Here is a 21,205-nt window from a genome sequence, read left to right on the forward strand (position 1 = left end):
TATGATAAATAAAGCACCTACCCGACGTCTAGCTTGGGGATACGCCATCTTGATCAGCCTTGCCATCATACAACAGTTTTTCGTGTATCTTCATTTGTACATGAATCAGAGTTATACCAAGCTTGATGTTGTATTAAGCATTGCCTCGTTAGGGGCACTCGCTTTGGGGCTTTTGCTTCCTGTTGGTGTATCCGTCGTGTTGATATTTGTTTATTTGGTTACCTATTTTGTGTGGCTCGTGACTTTCGCAGAACCGAATGTGCTCGTGTTTTCCTGGTGGCTGCTTATTCCGGCAAACACCGCGATCGCAGCAGTCATTAAGAGAAGACTTGTGCGAAGCGCACGGGTGATTGAACGTCTGGAGCAGATGAAGGATCGCAATCCCGAGATTGATCTGGATACGACATTGGGCAATAAGGAAGCGTTTGAAGATACGCTAATCAAACAGAGCAACCTTGCCCGTCGTTATTCGGATTGTTATGGTTTTAGCATCGCGATGTTTAAGATTGAATTTCTGCCGCTTGTGCTGGAATCGCTCGGTTCAGTGAGGTATGCACAATTTTTGCTTGAGATCTCACAGACGATTCAGAAACAGATTCGATATGAGGATCACAAGTTTTTTGTAGACCGCGGTCGATTTGTCATTTTGTGCCCGATGGTGAATGTGGATTACCTGCCGATGCTGACACGCCGGATCAAAAAAAATATTATGGATCTGGATGTGCTCGATAAAAAGGGAAACGAACTACAGACCGTCATCAAATCCGGTGCGCTGGTGTTCCAGAAGGAGCAATTCAGCAAGTATGACAATCTCGACGCTGTTCTTGCTGCACTGGAACGAAATACAGAAACGGATTTAATCGGGGAATATATCTAACAGGAAGGAGCGAGGCTGATGGATTATATGTCCTGGTTTATTCCGATCTGTATTGCCGTGAGTTGTATTTTTGTGGTGTTTACTATTGGATTAACGATTGCAACGCTCCGATTTCGATCCAGAGTTATTCGAAGGTATGATCGGAGGAAAATGGATGGCTGATTTCATTCTGATCTTGTCGATATTCAGTATTTGGATTGCTGTGTTTGAATCCATCGTCATTATGGTGGGGGCTATTCGTTTTATACACAAGCAAGAGAAGAAGGGCATTCAGATTCCAGAAAATATGGATGATTATCCAACCGTCACGGTCATGGTACCTGCCCATAACGAGGGTCTGGTCATTGTGGCAACAGTGGAGCATATTTTGCAGCTGAACTATCCAGAGGATAAGGTGCAGGTCATCGTCATTGCGGATAACTGTACGGATGACACAGCGGAACGGTTACAATCATTCCTCGGTCAGACCAGTTATGTGCACCGTGATGTCACGGTACTTGAACGCAAAGGAACGGGGGGCAAATCCGGTGCGCTGAACGACGGACTGGGGCTGGCAACCGGCGAATGGATCTGTATATTTGATGCCGACGCTGCACCGGAGCGGAATTCACTCATGTTTCTCGCGCAAAAATCACTGGAAAACCCGGAGCAGTATGGTGTCGTGTTTGGGCGGAACAAAGCCCGTAACCGTGGGCAAAACTTCCTCTCCAAATGCATTAATCTCGAAATTATTACGTCTCAGCGTATTTACCACACGGGGCTGTGGGAGCTGTTTCAACTCGGAACCATACCAGGTACGAATTATATTATCAAAAGCAAGCTTATCCGTGAAATCGGAGGCTGGGATGTGACCGCCATTACGGAAGATACCGCCCTTTCATTCGAGATCATGAATCGAGGCCAGTTGGTTGCTCTTGCACCGCAAGCGGAAGCATATCAACAAGAGCCAGAACAGCTTGGTGTATACATGAAACAGCGTGAACGCTGGGCGAAAGGGAACTACCAGGTGGTTCTGGATAACATTCATAATCTGTTCAACCGTTCCAGCTGGCGGAACAAATTGCTTGTTCTCTACTACGCAGTCAGTTACTTCTGGTTTATGCTGGCCATTATTGTGTCGGACATCATCTTTGTGGTCAACCTCGTTTACCAGGTTATCGCGATATTCAAACCGGAGGTCAGTTCTCCCTTCCAGTTTGCCGGGGATGCATACGTTTATCTTGTGATTGGTTGGGCACTGATGTACTTTATCTATGTGCTGCAGATCAATCTAGCACTGGCAGCCGATATCGGGCAGAGCAACACCCGTAACTTTATCTATGCGTGCGTATCGTATTTCACGTATGCACAGCTCTTCATTCTGATCTCGATCCGGGCTTTCTACAATCTGCTGATGGACAAGATCCGCAAACGGGAGAGCAAATGGTACAAAACCGAACGTTTTGGTTAGGATAGATCATCTATGACACATTATAAGGCTCAGGTGTAATATACAAAAAGGTGACGATGAAGGCTGTTTGCGGAGTAAACTCCCGCAACAGCCTTTTTTTGGTATAGCCAGACATGCGTGTATCCGGTATACTTTTACCGAAATTAAGACTTCAGAAGGTAACTAGCTACTTTGGAACTCAAGAAAAGGAGGTCTGTGCAGGTATGAGTGAGAGAGGTTCTGATTTTTACGATAATGATGCTGTATTTCAGACGTATATGGAACGCCGGCAAGGTCAGGATAATGCCAATGATACGCTGGAGAAACCGGTCATGCTCGAGTTGATTGGGGACGCTACGGGCAAAAGTATTCTGGATCTCGGCTGCGGAGATGCGAGGTTTGCTACAGAGTTACTCGGGGAGAAGCATAACGGCTTAAGTTATACCGGAATTGAAGGTTCGACCAATATGGTTCAAACTGCTCGCAAGACGGTTCAGGGATTGAACGCTCGAATTGAGCAATCTTATCTGGAGGATGGGACATATCCGGTAGATACATATGATCTGGCCATTTCAAGATTGGCTATCCACTACATTGAGGATATAAACCGTCTGTTCCATAGTATCCATGGTACCCTTAAAAAGGATGGGGTTTTCATTTTTTCGGTAGAGCATCCGGTTATTACTTCGACGCTACAACCTTCTGGAACACGGACTAATTGGATTGTCGATCAATATTTCGTTGAGGGATATCGGGAACAGCAGTGGCTTGGGGGCTCAGTCCACAAAATGCACCGCTCCATCGAATCCTATTACATGGCTTTGCAGAATGCTGGATTCCGTGTGGAACACCTACGTGAGTCTGCGCCGCAGCGTGCCTATTTCGTTGATGAAGAGACGTACCAGCGTAGACAGCGTATTCCGCTTTTTCTGTTTCTGTCCGCACGAAAATAGGATTGAAGTATACCTGGAAATCAGGAAGGTATGACGGGAAGCATGGATGCTTGGAGAAGGATGAGGCAAACGTAGAAGCGAAGTTATACTCAGATTGTCGAAAGTTCTACACAGAAAACCGTGGATAACACAAGATATAGGAGTGAAAAGCCCAAAAACTATCCACATGTGGATAAGTATTTGGGCTTTGTCTGTATTTTTGCTCTCCTTTGTTCTGTGTTTTGTATCTTCAATGGTGGTGTTTCTAACCCTTAGTTGTCGCCGCCCGTACATAAACCCGTTCACCATGCTGATCTACTTCTACTGGGGCTTCGAAGAAATCACTTAATACATCCTCTGTCATGAGATCAGAGGTTAATCCACTCCCGAAAACTTCACCCCGGCGGAGCAGAAGGCTATGCTGGAAAACAGGCAGGATTTCCTCGGTATGGTGCGTAACGTAGATCAGCGAAGGGGTGTCGGCACGCTCTGTCAGTTCACGGATACTGTCCAGCAGACGTTCTCTGGAGAATAGATCGAGTCCATTACAGGGCTCGTCCAGAATAAGCAGCTGCGGATTCGCCATCAGGGCGCGGGCAATGAGAAGTTTCTGCTTCTCCCCCTGGGAGCAGGTACGGTACTCGCGATTCCACAGATGCTGGCAGCCTAGCGTCTCCATCCAGTGTCTGGCCTGATCCAGGTCTTCGTCCGCAAGCTTGTCATACAAGCCGATCGTGGCATGTTTCCCGCTAATCACGACATATTGTGTGCGGTCGGAAGCGTGCAGTTTCTCCTGCAAGGAGGAACTTACCCAGCCAATGGACTTCCGAAGCTCTCTCAGATCTACATGGCCATATTCATGGCCGAGTACCGAGATGCTGCCTTCCGTAGGCCACAGGTAGCCGGTAATCATATTGAGGAGCGTTGTTTTGCCGGAGCCGTTTAGGCCAAGCAACGCCCAGTGTTCGCCTTTGTTTACACGCCAGCTGACATCGTGCAGCAGGGTGAGATGTTCTCTTTTCCAAGTGACGTGCTGTACATCAATGATCATTGAACCATTCCTTCTCTCTGATAAATATCGCGCCTCCGCTTCTCAACTTATTGTATTGAACCTGCTATGGAAGTTTCAATAGCTTGTTAAGCTTTAGTGGATGGATCACTGCGCAAGAATACAGCACACACGCCGATTAGGGGCAAAAAGGAACACAGTCGGATGACGAATGAAATGCTGGTCACATCTATCAGAGAACCGATGACAACCGAACCCAGTCCCGCCATACCAAATGACAAGCCGAAGAACAATCCCGATACTGTACCAATGTGACGTGGCAGCAATTCCTGAGCGTAGACAATAATAACACTGAAGCCCGACATCAGGATTAATCCGATGATGCCACATAGCACCATAGACAGGACAGGGCCTGCATAAGGGAGCAGTAGTGAGAACGGGGCAGTACCTGCAATGGAAAACCAGATCATCGGTTTGCGCCCGTAACGATCCGCGAGTGGCCCGCCAAGCAAGGTTCCAATCATGCCTGCGAATTGAAGGATAAATAAGCAGAGCTGCGCTTTCGAGAGTGGCAGATGATGTACGGCCGTGTAATAAAAGGCGTAGTATCCTGTCATAGCCGCGATATAAACAAACTTCGAGAATAACAGCAGAATGAGAACGCTCATGGATATTACAATTCGTCTTCGACTTACGGGCTGAAACGTTGACTCAGCTTCAAGTGGTGCATGATGTATGGGCTGCATAAGGCGGGTACGTTCGGCGTTCAGCTTGTGCTTGTACCAACGACTTACTGAAGCTTGGATAAGGATGCCGATAAGTGCAAAGGCCATTAGCCACAGAAATTGTAACTGGCCATGCGGAAGCAGTACAAAAGCGACCAGCAGGGGGGCAATAGCTTGTCCGGTATTCCCGCCAACCTGAAAGATGGATTGTGCCATGCCACGCCCTCGACCCGCTGCCAGATGGGCAACACGTGAGGATTCGGGATGAAGAATGGATGAGCCGATACCAATCAGTGATGCGGATACAAGCAGCATCCATAACGATGACGAGAAAGCAAAGCCAAGAATCCCGAACAAGGAAAATAACATGCCGCCAGGCAGCAGAATAGGCATGGGTTTGCGATCGGATATATAGCCGATCAGCGGTTGCAGCACCGAAGCAGTAATGTTTAGTGCGAAGGCATTCCAACCCATCTGTGCAAAGCTGAGATGCATGGCTTGTTGGAACAGCGGGAAGGCTGAGGTAACAACCGTTTGCATGGCATCGTTCAGCAGATGGGCGAAACTCACCCCTGCAAGGGCCCAGTTCGCTGAGTGGTTTAGTTGAATTTTGTTTACGGCGGCTTGAGCCATTATAGATCACCTCGGATATTTTTTATTCATAATAAAAGATAGTTAGAGAGCTTGTCTTTGCGAAAAGTGCTTGGAATCTAAGCACGATTTGCTATAATGTCAGCAGGTGAGAAACGATGGAATTAAATATGGCATTCAATGGCTTGGAGTTATGGAAAGCTTCTGGCGGGTTCGCCAATGAACCCCATGTGCATGATGACTGGTATCAGGTAACCCTGCCAATTAGAGGCCAATGCTTGTTGGTGCAGGAACAACAGACATATTCATTACAGGCTGGATTCGGAATCATCGCTCATCCCCGGATGGAGCACTTTTTTGAGATCGGTTCAGATGCAGCCGTCATAGTCATCAAGTTTCGTAATCTACCGGGAGGATTAACAGACCGCAGTTCAAGACCAGTTCATTCTGAATTACAGGTCAACCAAGGTTTTGATCCCGCAGAGATTAGCAGGCTGTTCCGTGGGTGGCATGTGGCCGGGCTGGAGGATGAACCGGACCCGCTGCTTATTCAGGAAACCGAGCTGGCTGTAGAGCAGTATCTTGAGCGCATATTGTCTGGACCGGAGCATTCGCACGAAGCAGCAAGAGGAGCTGGTTCCATATGGACCGGGAACCCGGAGGGGCTATTGCTTCCTGGCAATACTCGTCCTCATTTCATTGGAGCTACGGGGAGTAACGCAGGAATAGATCCTCATATGCAGCGTGTATTGGAGTATATCCACAGTGACTTCACAAACCCGATGGACATCGACTCCATGGCAGCGGTAGCCCATCAGAGCAGGTATCATTTTATGCGTTCGTTCAAAATGCTGACAGGTTCAACGCCGTACCAGTATCTACTGAATTTACGTGTGGAGGAAGCCGTCCATCGTCTGCGTAGTACAACTGAATCGGTGACGGCAATCAGCTTTGCACTGGGATTCTCACATGTCAGTCAATTCTACAGAGCGTTTCAGCGCGTTAAGGGTGTAACACCGATGCAGTTTCGCAATCAGTTATGATGCGTAGTTGTAATACATGTTGAGGCAGAATAGCTACACTATTCCTGCCTTTTTTCTTTTTCCATTGTGGGTATATCATGCAATATTCACGTTTGCTCCGAGGGGCATGGGTTTTAAAAATTAAAGGGCATTCCTGATTTTGTTGTTGCTAAACATGAAAGACTCTGCTAAGATGAGAAAAAGTTTATGAAAGCGTATACATTTAAGTCAAAATTACAACGTTGTAATTATGGGGGCGGCAAGTACTGAAAAGACTTAACTGAGGTTCAAGAAAGAGTATATCAACCCACTATTCCTTATAAATAAGCGATATAGTATAGGTTGTTACCAAATTAGAATTGGATATGTAACAGATAATTCGGAGGAACGGATATTTTTTTTGATAAAAAATTCAAACGTTGTAATTATGAAGCGAAGGGGAGTGTTTATGTTGAAAAAACGCATGTCCACGCTGTTCGGTCTGATCCGGCGGGATAAGTATTTACTGCTGATGTTCTCACCAATCTTTCTGTATTATCTCATCTTCATGTATTTGCCCATGCCGGGTGTACTGCTTGCCTTTCGCAATTTTATCCCAGGTCAAGGCATGTTCAGCGGCGAGTGGGTGGGTCTACGATGGTTTGAACAGTTCGTGAACTCGATCTACTTCTGGCGGCTCCTACGCAACACCTTTTTACTGGCCTTTCTGCCGCTTTTGTTCGGTTTCTCCATCCCCATTCTATTTGCAGTCTGCATCGTAGAGATTAAGAATCGAACCTTTAAACGCTTCGCCCAAACCGTAACCTATCTTCCTCACTTTATCTCCACCGTCGTTGTAGCCGGCATCATTATCAATTTCCTGTCACCAACAGACGGTATTATTAACACTTTGATCTCAAGTCTCGGCATGGAAAAAGTAAACTTCATGATGGACGCGAGCTGGTTCCGTACCATCTTCACAAGTTCTGACATCTGGCAGAGCTTCGGCTTCAGCTCTATCATCTACATCGCAGCCATTATGGGCATTGACCCTGAGATGTATGACTCCGGTAAAATCGATGGTGTTAACAAATTCCAGGAGCTATGGCATCTCACACTCCCAAGCATCAAACCAACCATCGTCATTCTCTTGCTTCTGTCGCTTGGCGGCATTATGAGCGTAGGATTCGAGAAGGTATACCTGCTCTATAACGGAGCCACCTATGAAACAGCGGATGTGCTGTCCACCTATGTATACCGGATGGGGATTGAGGGTCAGAACTATGGCTTCGCCACAGCTATTGGATTATTCAACTCTATTATCACCTTTATCCTTGTTTTTGCAGCCAATACCATGACTCGCCGCCTGACCAAAATGTCACTCTGGTAAGACACACACTGATTCAAAGGAGAGCCTGTATGCAAAAATCGAGAAGTGACCGATTATTCTATGTCTTCGTCTACCTGCTGACGATTGTGGCGGTTGTTGTTACCTTATATCCGTTCCTGTACGTGGTCAGCATTTCCTTCAGTTCAGTGGATGCCATTGATAAACAGAAGGTAGTGCTCTGGCCTGTAGGGTTTACACTCTCAGGATATAAGATGGTGCTCCAGTATAAGGAACTCTGGGTATCCTTTTATAACACCGTCTGGTATACCGTTGTGGGCACGCTGCTGAACATTGTAGCAACCTGCCTGGCCGCATTCCCTTTGTCGAGACAGCAATTTTTTCTGCGTCGCAAGTTGAACTTCTTCATCGCTTTCACCATGTATTTCTCAGGTGGACTCATTCCGGTCTACATGCTGATTACATCGCTCGGTCTGTACAATACCCGCTGGGTGATGGTGCTGCCTGTACTGGTAATCACATTTAACGTGATGATCTGCCGCTCGGCCTTTGAAGGCATTCCCAATGAAATCTTTGAAAGCGCAAGCATCGATGGAGCCAATGAGATGACGATGCTGTACCGCTTGGCTGTGCCGATTATCAAACCTACACTGGCCGTGCTTACGCTGTATTATGCCGTATTTCACTGGAACAACTTTTTCTCGGCCCTGTTATATCTGGGGAAACAGGATATGCAGCCCCTCCAGATGTTCCTGCGAAGGGTGCTGATCATGGCTTCGCCAGAGGTGATGCAGAAGATGGGTGGTACGATGACATCCGGTGCACTGGCGGTTTCATCGCTGCAAGTTCGTTATGTATCTATTGTGGTCAGCATTCTGCCGATCGTCATGATCTACCCGTTTATCCAACGGTACTTCGTTAAGGGGATTACCCTCGGAGCCGTGAAAGGATAGATTGCATCACCCAAGCATCATAATCATTCAAGAAAGTCATTCAAGGGAGTTCAAAAGGGTTCATACCAAGGAGGAATGATGGATGAAAGTCAAAGGGGCAGGAAGAAAAAGTGTAATTGCAGCGATACTCGCAATCAGTTTAGCAGGTTGTAGTGGGGGGACAGGTGCAGGAACTGATGCGGGGAAAACACCTGAGAGTACAGAAAAAGCCTTCAATTATACCGGCGCTGGACCGGTAACGGATCAACCGGATGCCAAACTGTCTGTCTTGGCAACCAATGCATGGACCACGAACGTGGACTTATCCACCGCAGCCATCGTTAAGAAAATTGAGAGTAATGCGGGTGTAAAAGTGGATTGGGATCTGATCCCTCCTCAAAACTATGCGGATGCTGTAAATCCAAGACTGGCTGCGGGTACAGGGCTCCCGGATATCGTGTATCTGCCGGATCAGGATCAATTGATGAAGTACATTAACAGCGGTCTGTTCATCCCGATTAATGATCTGGTAGAGAAGTACGGCGTTAATCTCAAAAAAATATATGAAAAGTCGCCATCAATTAAGGCCAGTTTAACAACGCCAGATGGTAAAATGTATTATATTCCACAGCAGACGTTGACCCGTAACTATATGCCTGTGTTCATGTTGAATGAGCGTTGGTTGAAAAAACTGGGGTTAAGCGAACCAACGACGCTGGATGAGTTCACAGCGATGCTGCGCAAATTCAAAACGGACGACCCGAACGGCAACGGCAAAGCCGATGAGATTCCGCTATCTATGGAATCGAAATTTGTACCGATGGCCTTTGGTCCAGCCTTTGGACTTGATCTGTCGAACAATTTCTATGCGGATGATCAAGGCAAAGTGCACTTCAGCTATTATGAGCCTGCTTACAAGGAATATCTGACATACTTGAACGGTTTGTACAAGGAAGGTTTGCTGGGAGTGGACTATGCGAGCACGACAAGTGATCAGGTTACTTCACGGATCTCCCAGAATGTAACTGGAGCAACTTTTAATTTTAGCTGGTATATGTCGATGGTGTACAGCCCACTCTTCAAGGATTACAAGCCGGAGGAACCAATCATTAAAGGCATTCTTCCATTAAAAGGGCCACATGGAGACCAGTTCTACATTGGACGTACACCAGTTAGCGGCATCTTCGGCATCAGTAAGGATAGTAAAAATCCGGAACTGGCTTTCCGTTTCCTGGATTATGCGGTCAGTGACGAAGCACAGACGTATTACACTTGGGGTATCAAAGATGACACGTATACAGAAGAGAACGGCGTGAAGAAGTTCACGGATAAAGGTAAAGACAATGAATATATCCAGAAGCTCGGAATTGGTCCGGTCAATCTGCCTAACATCCAATCCACGGATTCGGCGGATTCCATTGTCGCACCATGGCATGCGAAGCTGGACAAAGAATTAGAGAAGTATGTACGTGAGCCGTTCCCGTTTGTTTATGCTCTGCCAGATGAAGCGAGCGTAGAGAGCATGTCGATGCCTGACATTACCACGTATGTGGAAGAGATGAACTTCAAGTTTATCAGCGGTGACGCAAGCCTGGATCAGTTTGACAGTTATATCGAAACATTGAAGAAAATGAATGTTGAACAGGTGATTGCAGGCAGACAGGCACAGTATGATCGTTATAAAGCTGCACAGAAATAGGTTTCAAGGTGTATGAGAGGTGTTGATCGATTTTGATAACCATTAAAGATATTGCCAAACTGGCGGGGGTGAGCTATAGCACGGTATCAAAAGCACTGAATGATGATCCCCGAATCAAACCGGCGACCAAGCAGAAGGTGCTTGCGATAGCAGAGAAACATCAATATCGAAAAAATATGCTGGCAAGGCAGCTCTCCACCGGCAGAAGCAATATCATTGGTTTTGTGCTGGATGAACTAAGCAACCCTTTGTTCTCCAACATATCGGGCAGCCTGCATACGGAGCTGAAGAAGCGGGGATATCAGATGATTCTGGTTGTGGCCGATGACGGGGTGGATGTGTTCAGCCAGCTGCGGGTGGATGGTTGTATTCTGTGGGACTATGCGCTGGACAATCGGGATGCTTTCTGGAAAAAGTTTGCGACCCTTAACATGCCATGTTTTGTACTCGGTACAGATGAAGCTCCGAACTCTCCTTACATCAAGATTGATCGTAAGGAGGGGCTGTACAAGGCGGTGGAGCATCTGAAATCACTCGGTCATAGCCGAATTGGATTCATCGGTAACTCGCAGCATGTCAAGCTGGAGGGATACAGGGAAGCGTTGCAGCGTACAGGTCTGACTTTTAATGAGGACGATGTGCTGCCGGCGTATTCTTCGTGGGAAGACGGGTATTTCGCCATTCGAAATTACACGTTTGGTCCGGAGTCTCCAACGGCATTTATCGGCCTGAACAACCTTGTGACACGGGGAGCACTTCGGGCATTGCTCGAAGCGGGCTACAGCGTGCCGCAAGATATCTCTATTATCGGTTACGACGATCTGCCGGATATGCAGTATGCCGAAGTGGCACTAACGACGATTGGTCCACCGCTGGATGAGCTGGCTGCTCAGGCAGCAGAGCTGATTGTATCCCTGATCCGTGACGAGCAGGTGGAGGTGCCGGTTGTCATCCAGCCGAAGCTGAACCTGCGTAATTCAACGGCAAAGTGCCGGCAGTAATGCCGGCTTTTTAGTGAAAAGTAAAAACCAATACAACATTCTAGGAGGTACCGCGATGCAGGTACAGACGCAGTTATCCTGGTCTGAGCGAATTGCAGCTACGATTATACAGCAATGTAACGAGGACGGCTTCCATGCGTTCCCTTCGGGACGATGGGCATATGTAGAAGGCATGACGTTGATGGGTATGGCACGTACGGGAGAAGAGTACAACAAGCAGGAATATATCGATTTTATGAAGAGACATATGGATCTGTATGTGCAGCCTGACGGCTCTATCGGCACCTACTCCCTTGAAGAATATAATCTGGATCAGATTAATCAAGGGAAAAACCTGTTTGCGTTGCTGGATGGTGCCAAGGATGGACGCTACGCAGAAGCAGCCCATCTACTCGCCGCACAGCTTGCAGGACAGCCCCGAACGTCCGAGGGCGGATTCTGGCACAAAAAAATCTATCCGTTCCAGATGTGGCTGGATGGACTGTACATGTCTTCACCTTTTCTCTCCCAATATGCGAAGACGTTCCAACGTCCAGAGTTATTTGATGAGGTAGCTCATCAAATTTTGCTGGTCGAGCGCCAGACACGTGATCCGCGTACCGGATTGTTATACCATGGCTGGGATGAATCGAAGGAGCAGATCTGGGCAGATTCCCTGACCGGATGTTCACCACATTTCTGGAGCCGGGCAATGGGCTGGTACGCCATGGCAATCGTGGACAGTGTGGAGCATTTCCCGCTAAATCACCCTAAACGGGGCACGATCATTGGTATCTTTGAACGGATGTGCAATGCGTTGGTACGTGTGCAGGAGCAGGAGAGCGGATTATGGTTCCAGGTGCTGGATCAGGGATTCCGCAAAGGGAACTATCTGGAAGCTTCAGGTTCAAGCATGTTTGTATATGCACTCGCCAAGGGTGTGCGATTGCGTTATCTGGAACCTCACTTCAGAGAAGCGGCAGAGAAAGGTTGGCAAGGACTTACCTCCAGGTTGGTAGAAGAGACCGCGGAAGGTGTGAAGTTGAACGGCATCTGTCACGGAGCAGGATTGAGCCTCGATCGTGATGGCTCGTACAGTTATTATGTCAGCGAGGCAATTGTAAGCGATTCCTTTATGGGTGTTGCTCCGTTGTTGCTGGCTGCGCTGGAAATGGAGCGTTTGTCATGACAGAGCAGCGCTCGGCGGCCGATCTCATGTTGGAGTCATCTGTGTCCTGCATAACTGTGGCATCGGATGGATCAGGGGACTACAAAACCATTCAGGCGGCAGTGGATGCTCACCCGGATGATGGCGTTGGTGGTCTTCCGATTCGAGTGAAGGCAGGTGTGTATGTTGAGAAGTTGCACATGGAAAAACCGGGCATTCATCTCATAGGTGATGGAGCGGATGAGACGATCATCACCTATGATGATCATGCGCTCAAGAGATTCCCGGATGGCTCGCAGTATCATACCTTTCATTCCTATACAGCGTTTGTCGGTGCGGATGATTTTACGGCAGAAGCGATCTCTTTTGTGAATTCGGCCGGGCCGGGCAAGGAAGTGGGACAGGCGTTGGCCATTTATGTGGATGGGGATCGCGCTGTGTTTCGCCAATGTCGTTTTATCGGTTATCAGGATACGATCTTTACTGGGCCGCTGCCGGAGCAACCGCTGGATCGCAGTTATTTCGGCGGGCCGCGTGACGGTGCGGAGCGGCGGAAGTTAAGACAGTACTTCGAGGGTTGTTATATCGAAGGGGATATCGATTTTATTTTCGGCTCGGCTACCGTTGTGTTCAAGGGCTGTGAGATTTATACGAAAAGTCGCCTGACGGATGTGGAAGTTGCGGAAGGCGAAGTGAATGGCTGGATTACGGCAGCCTCTACACCAGAGGATGTTCGTTATGGATATGTATTTGTTGAATGTGATCTGACCAGCAACGCTCCTCCGCAATCGGTGTATCTGGGCAGGCCATGGCGTGATCACGCCAAAGTCTGTTTCCTGAACTGCTGGATCGGCGCGCATGTGAAACAAGAGGGTTGGCACAACTGGAGCAAGATCGAGGCGGAAGCGACGGTTCATTTTGCCGAATATAAAAGTGCTGGACCTGGAGCTGGGCATGCGGACGTTCGTGTGCCCTGGTCTAGCATCCTGACGGATGAAGAAGCAGCCGAGTATGATTTGTCCCTTGTCCTGTCGGGGGAGGATGGCTGGAAGCCATTCAACTAAATAGAAGGATGTACGATCCTTCTATCTGTCTGTTGTTTGAAAAAAAGCAGAGACTGTGTCTAAATTCGATCAGGAATTTAGACACAGTCTCTTTGGTGCTTGTTCACTCCAAGAACCTTGCCAGGTGTTTAAATGGACAATGGACTGAGGCAGCTCCCCTTTTGAAAAGAAGTTGCTAGATGATTCATTTGTTGTTGACCAATGGTTGATTCTTAATTAGTATAGATATATATGGTGTTTTAACCTATTTTTTGTATTTTGTGGAGGTGAGTATGATGGGGTGGACAAATTCAATTCGCGAGAAACTGATGAAACACATAGAGGATAATCATATTAAACACTCTCACTTTGCTTTGACATCAGGTATAAATTCAGGGACGCTCAGCCGCATATTACAAGGAAATAGACCTATATCTATGAATCAACTTACAGCAATTACATATGGAATGGGATTACCAGAAGATTATTTTTTTAATGATTACATAGAGGAATGTTTTTCGTTTCTAGTTTCCATCAGACGCATTCGACCATTTATATTTCGGTGTGCAGATTTTAATCGGGTAGATTGTATCCGGCAAGTCACGATTCGTATTCTAGAAGATCTTTCTTATGTTCCAATATTATTTGATATAGCTGAAGAATTATTCGAGAATAACAAACATTTGGCTGCGGCAATTTTGTATAGAGGTGTGTGTGAGGCAGAAAAGTACCAGCATTCTGAACGTCTTGCAATGTGTCAGTACCGTTTGTTTTTAATTGAACTAGGAGAAGACATTGAGGAAAATGTCCGAGTAGCTACCCAATTTGAGACATATGTTAATCGTCTCGATGAAACCAATCAGCTTGAAGCGTTAAAGCAGCTAATGCATGTTTTTGGAATGGTTCATAAGTGGGGGAAAGTGGATACATTAGCTAAAGAAATGCACCGGATCGCAACGATACAATATGATTTACAATGCCGCTCAGTGCGGCCATCGGAGGTAAAAAGACTGACAGGGCGACCTATATATTATTATATTTTATATGCCTATCTGGCTCGAGCGACAGCTAGTGAGGAATGTGGAGACTATAAGAGAGCTTTAGAATTTGTGGCTTTATATGCACATGGTGAGAGTTGGATACAAGAGAACGACGAAGAAGCCGCACGGATAATTGGACAATTTACAGAGTGGGCTGTTGCCAACACACTCATGTATCGATTGATGTCTGGAGAAGTGGATGTTCTACAAGAGTACACGGATTATATAGCATTACACGAAGATGAAATATTCATTGCTGTACTGCACATTACTAAGGCGGCGAACTTGTATCATTTCAATATCGACAGGATTTTGAATCGTTTTTCAGCATATATACCCTACCAATCAGAGAAAACGGAGTTTGGTGAATATCAATCTGTAATTTTGAAAGAGAGCTATGTGCATTTCTTAGCTGATCTAGCCATATATCGATTCAACGAAAACAAAGATTTTACTTCTGCGGTAAATCTTACATTAGAAGCTTTGAAGTTATCGATTATAATAAATAGTGGAAAGAATATAATTACTTGTATGTCCCTTTTTGAGCAGTATAGAGATTTCGCAGATGCTGCAGCAAAGGAAATATTTAAAAAACTATCAAGAGAGGTGTATCAACTCAATGCTAAAAAAAATGTTATACTGCTTGGTGCTATGTAGTTTTGCTATTATTGAGTCTATCCCTGTTATTGTAAATACAATGGGACACGGGTGGGGTACTTAAAACCTACTTGAGAGATCGTTGGGACTGTATAATGTAGGTTCATTAGAATAAGGGAAGCGTTTCTCTAATTTGAGAAAACGCTTTTTTTATTTGACGGATTGTCAAGCCAAGTGCGACAGTTCCTCTGAAAAGGATTCGTGAGCGGTTCTCCAGCTCAGGCATTTACGTGGTCTGTGATTGATCAAGTCCAGAGCGTTTTCTAGAGCCTCATCCGTGATTTGGGCAAAATCGGTCCCTTTGGGAAAAAACTCTCGCAGGAGGCCATTGGCATTTTCATTCGAGCCGCGTTGCCAGGAGGAATAGGGATCTGCAAAATATACCTGCACGCCATGAACGGCTTCCAGGCTGGTGTAACAGGCGAATTCCTTGCCACGGTCCGCGGTAGCGGTTTGAAACGCTCGGGCAGGATACTGCGAAGCCGCTACTCCAAAGGCAATCTCCATGGACAACGCAGTACGATCAGGCATACGAATCGCGGTATACAAGCGGGTCTTTCGTTCGATGAACGTGGCTACGCAGCCCTTGCTTTTCCCACGACCTGAAACCACCGTATCCAGTTCCCAATGGCCGAAGGTCTCCCGGTGACGAACCTCTTTCGGACGTTGAGAGATGGGCTTGCCCACAGCAAACTTGCCGCGTGTCTCTGCTGGCTTCTGCCGTTTCCCTTTGTGTCTGAGGATGGCAAGCACACCTTTCACCAGACGGCCGGTATAAAGCCAACGATAGATCGTTTTAAAACATACCATGGATTGACCCTCCTGACGCAATCGCTCTACGATCTGCTCTGGAGACCAGGTTGCGTGGAGCTTATCTTCAATGCGACTCGCCAGTTCTGAATTCCACTTCCCTGCGGAAACGGAGGCCTTACGGCGCTGGACATAGCCCTCTTGAGCGTTCTCCACGGCGTAGGGGTGTTCTACTGTATTTCGGCGGAGTTCCCGGCTAATGGTGGAATGATGTCTGCCAAGTTCTTTGGCAATCGCTCGGGTACTTCTCCCCTGCCGATGGAGGATTTCTAGCTTGCTGCGCTCAATTATGCTAAGATGTGTGTAGCTCATGGTGGATTCTCCTTGTGTGAATGTGGTGTAGGAACCTTCATTCTACACGAATCCGGCCATGGGCCATTTTTTATTTATTTCCAGTAGGTGTCGCACTTCATATTACAATCCGTCATTTCTAAATATTTTTTGTGCCTTTAAAGTAATATTCTATTATCTGACATCAAATTCTAAAATAGTTCAGAGGGGCTGAATTTGATGAAAAGAAGCATGCTTATACAGTTGAGAATAGAGCGGGCTAGAAGACGGCTGCATGAACTGGCGAAGGAATATAACGGATTTCTACACCCTGAGGTAATCAGGCAGTCCGTGATCCTGGATAAACTGATTAACCAGTTTAACGAAGAGGATGAAACAAAAAACAAAGCCGATGGATGAACAATCGACTTTGCTCGACGGTTAAGAGATGTGGTTTTTAAGTTTTAAAAATCAAAGTTATCCGGGTCAGGACCTACGCGCACATTCTCGTTCAACGAGTTGATCCGATCCATCTCTTCCGTGGACAGCTCAAAGTCAAATATGTCAGCATTTTCGATAATCCGATGCTCTTTCGTAGATTTCGGGATGGTCACGACGCCATTTTGCAGATCCCAGCGCAGGATGACCTGAGCGACAGACTTGTTCTTGGATGTAGCAATCTCCGTAAGTACCGTGTTGTCCAGCAGTTCACCCTGCATTAATGGTGACCATGCTTCAAGCTGAATGCCAAGCTGCTTACAAAATGATTTTAAATCCTCCTGCGTTAGACGCGGGTGGTACTCAACCTGGTTGATCATCGGTTTCACCTGTGCATCCTGCATCAGATCTTGCAGATGGTGAATCTGAAAGTTACTTACGCCAATTGCGCGGATTCGGCCTGCTGCGTACAATTCCTCCATGGCTTTCCATGCACCTTTGTACTTGCCAGCTTTGGGCCAGTGAATCAGGTATAGATCCAGAACATGTAGTCCAAGTTTATTCATCGTTGTATCAAATGCGGCCAGTGTCTCAGCATATCCGAGGTCTGCATTCCATACCTTAGATGTAATAAACAGGTCTTCGCGCTTTAGATTGTTTTCCTGCAAGGCTTCCGCAATGGCCTGTCCTACTCCTGCTTCATTACCATAGATCGCCGCTGTGTCGATACTGCGGTAACCATGCTTGATAGCACTCTTTATCGCCTCGATGAGCTCTGATCCTTCTTCGACCTTGAATACACCTAGACCAAACCAAGGCATATGGACACCGTTATGCAATGTTGTTGTTGATTGTAAATGTTGTGCAGTTGTCATGAGAAATCCTCCTTAAAATATGTGGATATTTCCATATAAAGTGAAAATTCCAAATTTTCATAATACAAAATTAAATGATAATAGATCAAATTGCATCCAACGTATATAGTAACGTATATAATCTGTCGATATATAATATGAGACCAGTTATTGGTTCCAACGGCCTCCTATCCATAACGAGAAATGCGTTTTCTTTTAGGTTACATCTTAATGAAGCTTTTATTCAGTTGGTTTGAACTGGCCGTGACTTGTTGCTCAAGATGTTTGGCCCATATCGTCAGGATTGCTGCAATGAGCACCATCAATGCACCAACCCAGGTGGTATGAATCAGACCGATAGAGTCATTAATAACTCCACCTAGATAAGCACCTATAGCAATGCCTGCATTAAATGCAGCGATGTTAAAAGCGGATGCTACATCCTTGGCCTGCGGTGCATACCTTTCTGCGAGTGTAAGCACAACCACTTGAAGGCCCGGCACATTCATGAAAGCGAGCAAACCCATGCCGATAATGGTCAGTAGTGCTGCCCATTTGAAGGGAACGGTAAAGTACAACACACCCAGAATGAGGGTCTGTACGATGAACATGTAAAGTAGTGATTTTAACGGGTTTCGATTAGCAGCTCTGCCACCAATCATATTGCCAATGGCGATGGCAATACCATACAACAGCAGAATGAAGGTCACCGTTTGTTCTGAGAAACCGCTAATGTCGTGCAACAGTGGAGACAAATAGGTGAACACAACGAATGTGCCTCCGTAGCCTACAGCCGTGATGATAAAAGCGAGCATCATCCGTCCGCCTGTTACCAGCTTGACCTGATCGCGGATGGCTGTACGTGTGCCACGCTGTAATGCTGAGGGCACAAGCAACAAGTTAGCAATCAAGGCAAGGATGCCAACTGCTGCGATCAGCATAAAAGCAGCACGCCAGCTAACATGTTGGCCTATGAATGTACCGAAAGGTACACCGGTTACTGTTGCAATGGTTAGTCCCGAGAACATGGTGGCAATAGCGCTTGCTCTGCGGTCGGGAGGTACCAAATCAGCTGCTATGGTGGAACCAATCGACATGAACAAGCCATGTGCCAGAGCAGATATCACTCGTGCGATAAGCAATACAGTAATTCCTGTAGATAATGAGGCCAGTGTGTTGCCTGCGATGAAAACCACCATAATAGCCAGCAGCAATGTTTTGCGTGATATAGCGGACGTTAGCGATGTAAGGATCGGAGCACCGAACATCACACCCAAAGCATATATGGTAACGGTTAGTCCCGCCAAAGATACACTAACGTGAAGATCATTTGCGATCAGGGGTAAGAGTCCTACACTGATGAACTCGGTTGTACCGATTGCAAAAGCGCTGATTGCTAGTGCTAGTAGCGCCCAAGTGTTATGTTTTGTCTCATGATGCATGTCTTGCTCAACTCCTAGAATGTAGATTTGCTTACCGGCAAATGCTATTATGAATTATTCGGTATAACATGAACAGTACGTACTTTTTAGTACCCTACGTACTTATTGGTGCCTATACAGTAGCATGAGCGGAAGCAAATGGATTATTGATTCATCAGGGAGGAAGACAGTAATGGAGCGCAAAAAATATAATATCTCGGTCGAAGCAACGCTAGAGGTCATCGGCGGTAAATGGAAGTGTGTTATTCTCTGTCACCTGACGCATGGAAAGAAACGAACCGGTGATTTAAAGCGTATTATGCCCGCAATTACCCAGAAAATGTTGACACAGCAGCTGAGAGAACTAGAGAATGATGGTATTGTAAAACGAATTGTATACAATCAGGTACCGCCCAAGGTAGAGTATGAATTAAGTGATTACGGGCGGAGCTTAGAGCCAATTCTGACCGCACTTTGTAATTGGGGTGACCAGCACATTATGAAGGAGTACGGCGACAAAGCAGCCGTGCTGGAAGATAACGGACTCTGGTGACTTTACTACGGACTATGACAGGGAGCTGATGAAACCGTGAAATATGAAATTCTATACGATGGTGCCTTTGCCATGCTCAAGGTGGAGTTACAACGTGGAGAGCGTTTCAAGGCTGAAAGTGGAGCCATGGTTTCGATGTCACCTACCGTCGAACTCAAAGGATCAGCAGAAGGCGGAATGTTTGCCGGATTTGGCCGCATGCTGAGCGGAGAGAAATTCTTCTTTCAGGAATTGACGGCGGCAGGGGGAAGTGCGGAGATTTTGCTATCTCCATCAGCCATGGGCGGTGTGGAGGCGGTAGAACTGGATGGTTCGTATTCTCTCTATGTACAGAAAGACGGATTTTTGGCAGGAACGGAAGGCATTCAGGTCAATACCAAAATGCAGAATCTGAAAAAAGGTCTTTTTTCCGGAGAAGGCTTCTTTATTATTGAGATCAGCGGACGCGGCACGGTGTTCCTGTCTTCCTATGGTGCGATACATCCGATACATCTGGCTGCTGGCGAAGAGGTTATTGTGGACAATGCTCATCTGGTGGCATGGCCTCATTACGTCGATTATCGCATTGAGAAAGCATCCCAAGGCTGGTTGTCCAGTGTGACGAGTGGCGAAGGCTTGGTCTGCCGTTTCCGCGGAGAAGGCACGATCTTGATTCAGAGCCGAAATCCACAGGGATTTGGTCAATGGGTAAAACAGTTTATTCCTACACGATAAATAAGGTAATTATTTCATAGATAAACTTGTAGAGATGCAACGGATGTGTGTTTCGAAGCGTTAGTATAACAGATTTGTTATACGATGCATGATACGTACATCTCTGCAGCACAAGATCGTACACCACGGAGGTATAAGAATGAAAAGCTCACGATACACGAATCCGCAAGATAGTCCGGGATACCTGTTATGGCACGTAACTACGATGTGGCAGAAGGAAGTGCGAAGGGTATTAGAACCCCTCGATCTGACGCAACCCCAATTCATATTATTGCATTCTTGTTTATGGCTTAATGAGCGTGATTTGGAAGGTAAGGGAATTACACAGGTTCAGATTGCTCAATTCGCCAATGTAGATGTCAATGTTACCTCCCAGGTGCTACGAGCGCTTGAAAAGAGAGGTTACATTATACGTGCTCGCCATCAGACGGATACACGGGCTAATATTATCACGACAACGCCGGAAGGAACCAAGCTGGCGATTGAAGCCATGAATCTCGTAGAGGAATCAGACAAAAACTTCTTCGAGCTTCTTGCTGACCGTAAAGAGGGTTACATGGACATCATGCAGGAATTCATTCGACTTAAATCAGACCATTCATAGCTATATCGTATTCTTAGTCACTTGCGTTTGCATCAAGTGGATTCATCATGTAACTTTTGCGAAAAATGACGAAAAATAGATAAACCTCCCTAACCCTGTAAGGTTGGAAG

Annotated in this window: 20 protein-coding genes; 15 read left to right on the top strand and 5 right to left on the bottom strand. The window is 46.5% G+C overall.

The window, feature by feature from the left end:
• Position 1 precedes the first annotated feature (1 nt).
• The 3 genes from ACR8BL_RS17790 (at position 2) to ACR8BL_RS17800 (ending at position 3,259) form a co-directional block, all read left to right on the top strand.
• Positions 2–877 (top strand): diguanylate cyclase domain-containing protein, encoded by an 876-nt coding sequence (locus ACR8BL_RS17790; protein ID WP_434748838.1) that lies wholly within the window; start codon positions 2–4, stop codon positions 875–877.
• A gap of 154 nt (positions 878–1,031) precedes the next feature.
• A complete protein-coding gene (locus ACR8BL_RS17795) occupies positions 1,032–2,327 on the top strand; it encodes a glycosyltransferase family 2 protein (protein WP_434748839.1) in 1,296 nt (431 codons plus the stop codon).
• Positions 2,328–2,530: 203 nt separating this feature from the next.
• Entirely contained in the window at positions 2,531–3,259 is a 729-nt protein-coding gene (locus ACR8BL_RS17800) for a class I SAM-dependent methyltransferase (protein WP_434748840.1), read from the top strand.
• 244 nt (positions 3,260–3,503) lie between these two features.
• Here the strand turns inward: ACR8BL_RS17800 and ACR8BL_RS17805 are convergent, their stop codons facing one another.
• Positions 3,504–4,289 carry an ABC transporter ATP-binding protein gene (locus ACR8BL_RS17805; RefSeq protein ID WP_434748841.1) on the bottom strand — a complete coding sequence of 262 codons (786 nt, stop codon included), beginning with the start codon at positions 4,287–4,289 and terminating at the stop codon, positions 3,504–3,506.
• A gap of 86 nt (positions 4,290–4,375) precedes the next feature.
• Positions 4,376–5,605, bottom strand: a complete 1,230-nt coding sequence (locus ACR8BL_RS17810; protein ID WP_434748842.1) for an MFS transporter — start codon at positions 5,603–5,605, stop codon at positions 4,376–4,378.
• Between the two features lie 116 nt (positions 5,606–5,721).
• Here ACR8BL_RS17810 and ACR8BL_RS17815 point away from each other — a divergent pair, with 116 nt between their 5' ends.
• The 8 genes from ACR8BL_RS17815 to ACR8BL_RS17850 all read left to right on the top strand — a co-directional run bounded on the left by ACR8BL_RS17815 (position 5,722) and on the right by ACR8BL_RS17850 (position 15,431).
• Positions 5,722–6,606, top strand: coding sequence for a helix-turn-helix domain-containing protein (locus ACR8BL_RS17815; RefSeq protein WP_434748843.1), 885 nt, complete (start codon positions 5,722–5,724; stop codon positions 6,604–6,606).
• Between the two features lie 427 nt (positions 6,607–7,033).
• A complete protein-coding gene (locus ACR8BL_RS17820) occupies positions 7,034–7,954 on the top strand; it encodes an ABC transporter permease (protein WP_434748844.1) in 921 nt (306 codons plus the stop codon).
• A gap of 29 nt (positions 7,955–7,983) precedes the next feature.
• Positions 7,984–8,865 carry a carbohydrate ABC transporter permease gene (locus ACR8BL_RS17825; protein WP_434748845.1) on the top strand — a complete coding sequence of 294 codons (882 nt, stop codon included), beginning with the start codon at positions 7,984–7,986 and terminating at the stop codon, positions 8,863–8,865.
• An 82-nt stretch (positions 8,866–8,947) separates the two neighbouring features.
• Positions 8,948–10,543, top strand: a complete 1,596-nt coding sequence (locus ACR8BL_RS17830) for an extracellular solute-binding protein (protein ID WP_434748846.1) — start codon at positions 8,948–8,950, stop codon at positions 10,541–10,543.
• A 32-nt stretch (positions 10,544–10,575) separates the two neighbouring features.
• Positions 10,576–11,544 carry a LacI family DNA-binding transcriptional regulator gene (locus tag ACR8BL_RS17835; RefSeq protein ID WP_434748847.1) on the top strand — a complete coding sequence of 323 codons (969 nt, stop codon included), beginning with the start codon at positions 10,576–10,578 and terminating at the stop codon, positions 11,542–11,544.
• A 55-nt stretch (positions 11,545–11,599) separates the two neighbouring features.
• Complete coding sequence (locus tag ACR8BL_RS17840; RefSeq protein WP_434748848.1) at positions 11,600–12,712, top strand: glycoside hydrolase family 88/105 protein; 1,113 nt, start codon at positions 11,600–11,602, stop codon at positions 12,710–12,712.
• A complete protein-coding gene (locus ACR8BL_RS17845) occupies positions 12,709–13,755 on the top strand; it encodes a pectinesterase family protein (RefSeq protein WP_434748849.1) in 1,047 nt (348 codons plus the stop codon). Before ACR8BL_RS17840 ends, ACR8BL_RS17845 begins: the two co-directional genes overlap by 4 nt.
• A 272-nt stretch (positions 13,756–14,027) precedes the next feature.
• Positions 14,028–15,431 (top strand): transcriptional regulator, encoded by a 1,404-nt coding sequence (locus ACR8BL_RS17850; protein WP_434748850.1) that lies wholly within the window; start codon positions 14,028–14,030, stop codon positions 15,429–15,431.
• Positions 15,432–15,596: 165 nt separating this feature from the next.
• Here ACR8BL_RS17850 and ACR8BL_RS17855 read toward each other — a convergent pair whose 3' ends face one another.
• Positions 15,597–16,553 (bottom strand): IS30 family transposase, encoded by a 957-nt coding sequence (locus ACR8BL_RS17855; RefSeq protein WP_221791739.1) that lies wholly within the window; start codon positions 16,551–16,553, stop codon positions 15,597–15,599.
• A 198-nt stretch (positions 16,554–16,751) separates the two neighbouring features.
• Between ACR8BL_RS17855 and ACR8BL_RS17860 the strand changes: the two genes are divergently transcribed.
• Positions 16,752–16,931: an aspartyl-phosphate phosphatase Spo0E family protein gene (locus tag ACR8BL_RS17860; RefSeq protein WP_434748851.1), complete on the top strand. Its 180-nt coding sequence runs from the start codon at positions 16,752–16,754 to the stop codon at positions 16,929–16,931.
• 44 nt (positions 16,932–16,975) lie between these two features.
• Here the strand turns inward: ACR8BL_RS17860 and ACR8BL_RS17865 are convergent, their stop codons facing one another.
• Both ACR8BL_RS17865 and ACR8BL_RS17870 read right to left on the bottom strand, forming a co-directional pair.
• The gene (locus ACR8BL_RS17865; protein WP_434748852.1) at positions 16,976–17,824 is read right to left on the bottom strand and encodes an aldo/keto reductase; all 849 of its coding nucleotides are present in this window, start codon (positions 17,822–17,824) and stop codon (positions 16,976–16,978) included.
• Positions 17,825–18,024: 200 nt separating this feature from the next.
• The gene (locus tag ACR8BL_RS17870) at positions 18,025–19,245 is read right to left on the bottom strand and encodes an MFS transporter (RefSeq protein ID WP_434748853.1); all 1,221 of its coding nucleotides are present in this window, start codon (positions 19,243–19,245) and stop codon (positions 18,025–18,027) included.
• Between the two features lie 172 nt (positions 19,246–19,417).
• Between ACR8BL_RS17870 and ACR8BL_RS17875 the strand changes: the two genes are divergently transcribed.
• From ACR8BL_RS17875 to ACR8BL_RS17885, 3 genes are all read left to right on the top strand, one after another.
• On the top strand, positions 19,418–19,777 hold the full coding sequence (locus ACR8BL_RS17875) for a winged helix-turn-helix transcriptional regulator (protein WP_434748854.1): 360 nt from the start codon (positions 19,418–19,420) through the stop codon (positions 19,775–19,777).
• Between the two features lie 36 nt (positions 19,778–19,813).
• Positions 19,814–20,491, top strand: coding sequence for a TIGR00266 family protein (locus ACR8BL_RS17880; RefSeq protein ID WP_434748855.1), 678 nt, complete (start codon positions 19,814–19,816; stop codon positions 20,489–20,491).
• 139 nt (positions 20,492–20,630) lie between these two features.
• A complete protein-coding gene (locus ACR8BL_RS17885) occupies positions 20,631–21,095 on the top strand; it encodes a MarR family winged helix-turn-helix transcriptional regulator (RefSeq protein ID WP_434748856.1) in 465 nt (154 codons plus the stop codon).
• The last annotated feature ends 110 nt before the right edge of the window (positions 21,096–21,205 follow it).

Origin of the sequence: Paenibacillus amylolyticus (assembly GCF_051136285.1) — a bacterium.
GTDB classification, from domain to species: Bacteria; Bacillota; Bacilli; order Paenibacillales; family Paenibacillaceae; genus Paenibacillus; species Paenibacillus amylolyticus_F.

What these genes read in the sequence shown, in the direction of transcription:
- ACR8BL_RS17860 (WP_434748851.1), top strand. Translation starts at nt 16,752, where the DNA reads ATGAAAAGAAGCATGCTTATACAGTTGAGAATAGAGCGGGCTAGAAGA.
- ACR8BL_RS17820 (WP_434748844.1), top strand. Translation starts at nt 7,034, where the DNA reads ATGTTGAAAAAACGCATGTCCACGCTGTTCGGTCTGATCCGGCGGGAT.
- ACR8BL_RS17825 (WP_434748845.1), top strand. Translation starts at nt 7,984, where the DNA reads ATGCAAAAATCGAGAAGTGACCGATTATTCTATGTCTTCGTCTACCTG.
- ACR8BL_RS17875 (WP_434748854.1), top strand. Translation starts at nt 19,418, where the DNA reads ATGGAGCGCAAAAAATATAATATCTCGGTCGAAGCAACGCTAGAGGTC.
- ACR8BL_RS17885 (WP_434748856.1), top strand. Translation starts at nt 20,631, where the DNA reads ATGAAAAGCTCACGATACACGAATCCGCAAGATAGTCCGGGATACCTG.
- ACR8BL_RS17855 (WP_221791739.1), bottom strand. Translation starts at nt 16,553, where the DNA reads ATGAGCTACACACATCTTAGCATAATTGAGCGCAGCAAGCTAGAAATC.
- ACR8BL_RS17805 (WP_434748841.1), bottom strand. Translation starts at nt 4,289, where the DNA reads ATGATCATTGATGTACAGCACGTCACTTGGAAAAGAGAACATCTCACC.
- ACR8BL_RS17790 (WP_434748838.1), top strand. Translation starts at nt 2, where the DNA reads ATGATAAATAAAGCACCTACCCGACGTCTAGCTTGGGGATACGCCATC.
- ACR8BL_RS17870 (WP_434748853.1), bottom strand. Translation starts at nt 19,245, where the DNA reads ATGCATCATGAGACAAAACATAACACTTGGGCGCTACTAGCACTAGCA.
- ACR8BL_RS17840 (WP_434748848.1), top strand. Translation starts at nt 11,600, where the DNA reads ATGCAGGTACAGACGCAGTTATCCTGGTCTGAGCGAATTGCAGCTACG.
- ACR8BL_RS17850 (WP_434748850.1), top strand. Translation starts at nt 14,028, where the DNA reads ATGATGGGGTGGACAAATTCAATTCGCGAGAAACTGATGAAACACATA.
- ACR8BL_RS17845 (WP_434748849.1), top strand. Translation starts at nt 12,709, where the DNA reads ATGACAGAGCAGCGCTCGGCGGCCGATCTCATGTTGGAGTCATCTGTG.
- ACR8BL_RS17810 (WP_434748842.1), bottom strand. Translation starts at nt 5,605, where the DNA reads ATGGCTCAAGCCGCCGTAAACAAAATTCAACTAAACCACTCAGCGAAC.
- ACR8BL_RS17800 (WP_434748840.1), top strand. Translation starts at nt 2,531, where the DNA reads ATGAGTGAGAGAGGTTCTGATTTTTACGATAATGATGCTGTATTTCAG.
- ACR8BL_RS17815 (WP_434748843.1), top strand. Translation starts at nt 5,722, where the DNA reads ATGGAATTAAATATGGCATTCAATGGCTTGGAGTTATGGAAAGCTTCT.
- ACR8BL_RS17795 (WP_434748839.1), top strand. Translation starts at nt 1,032, where the DNA reads ATGGCTGATTTCATTCTGATCTTGTCGATATTCAGTATTTGGATTGCT.
- ACR8BL_RS17830 (WP_434748846.1), top strand. Translation starts at nt 8,948, where the DNA reads ATGAAAGTCAAAGGGGCAGGAAGAAAAAGTGTAATTGCAGCGATACTC.
- ACR8BL_RS17865 (WP_434748852.1), bottom strand. Translation starts at nt 17,824, where the DNA reads ATGACAACTGCACAACATTTACAATCAACAACAACATTGCATAACGGT.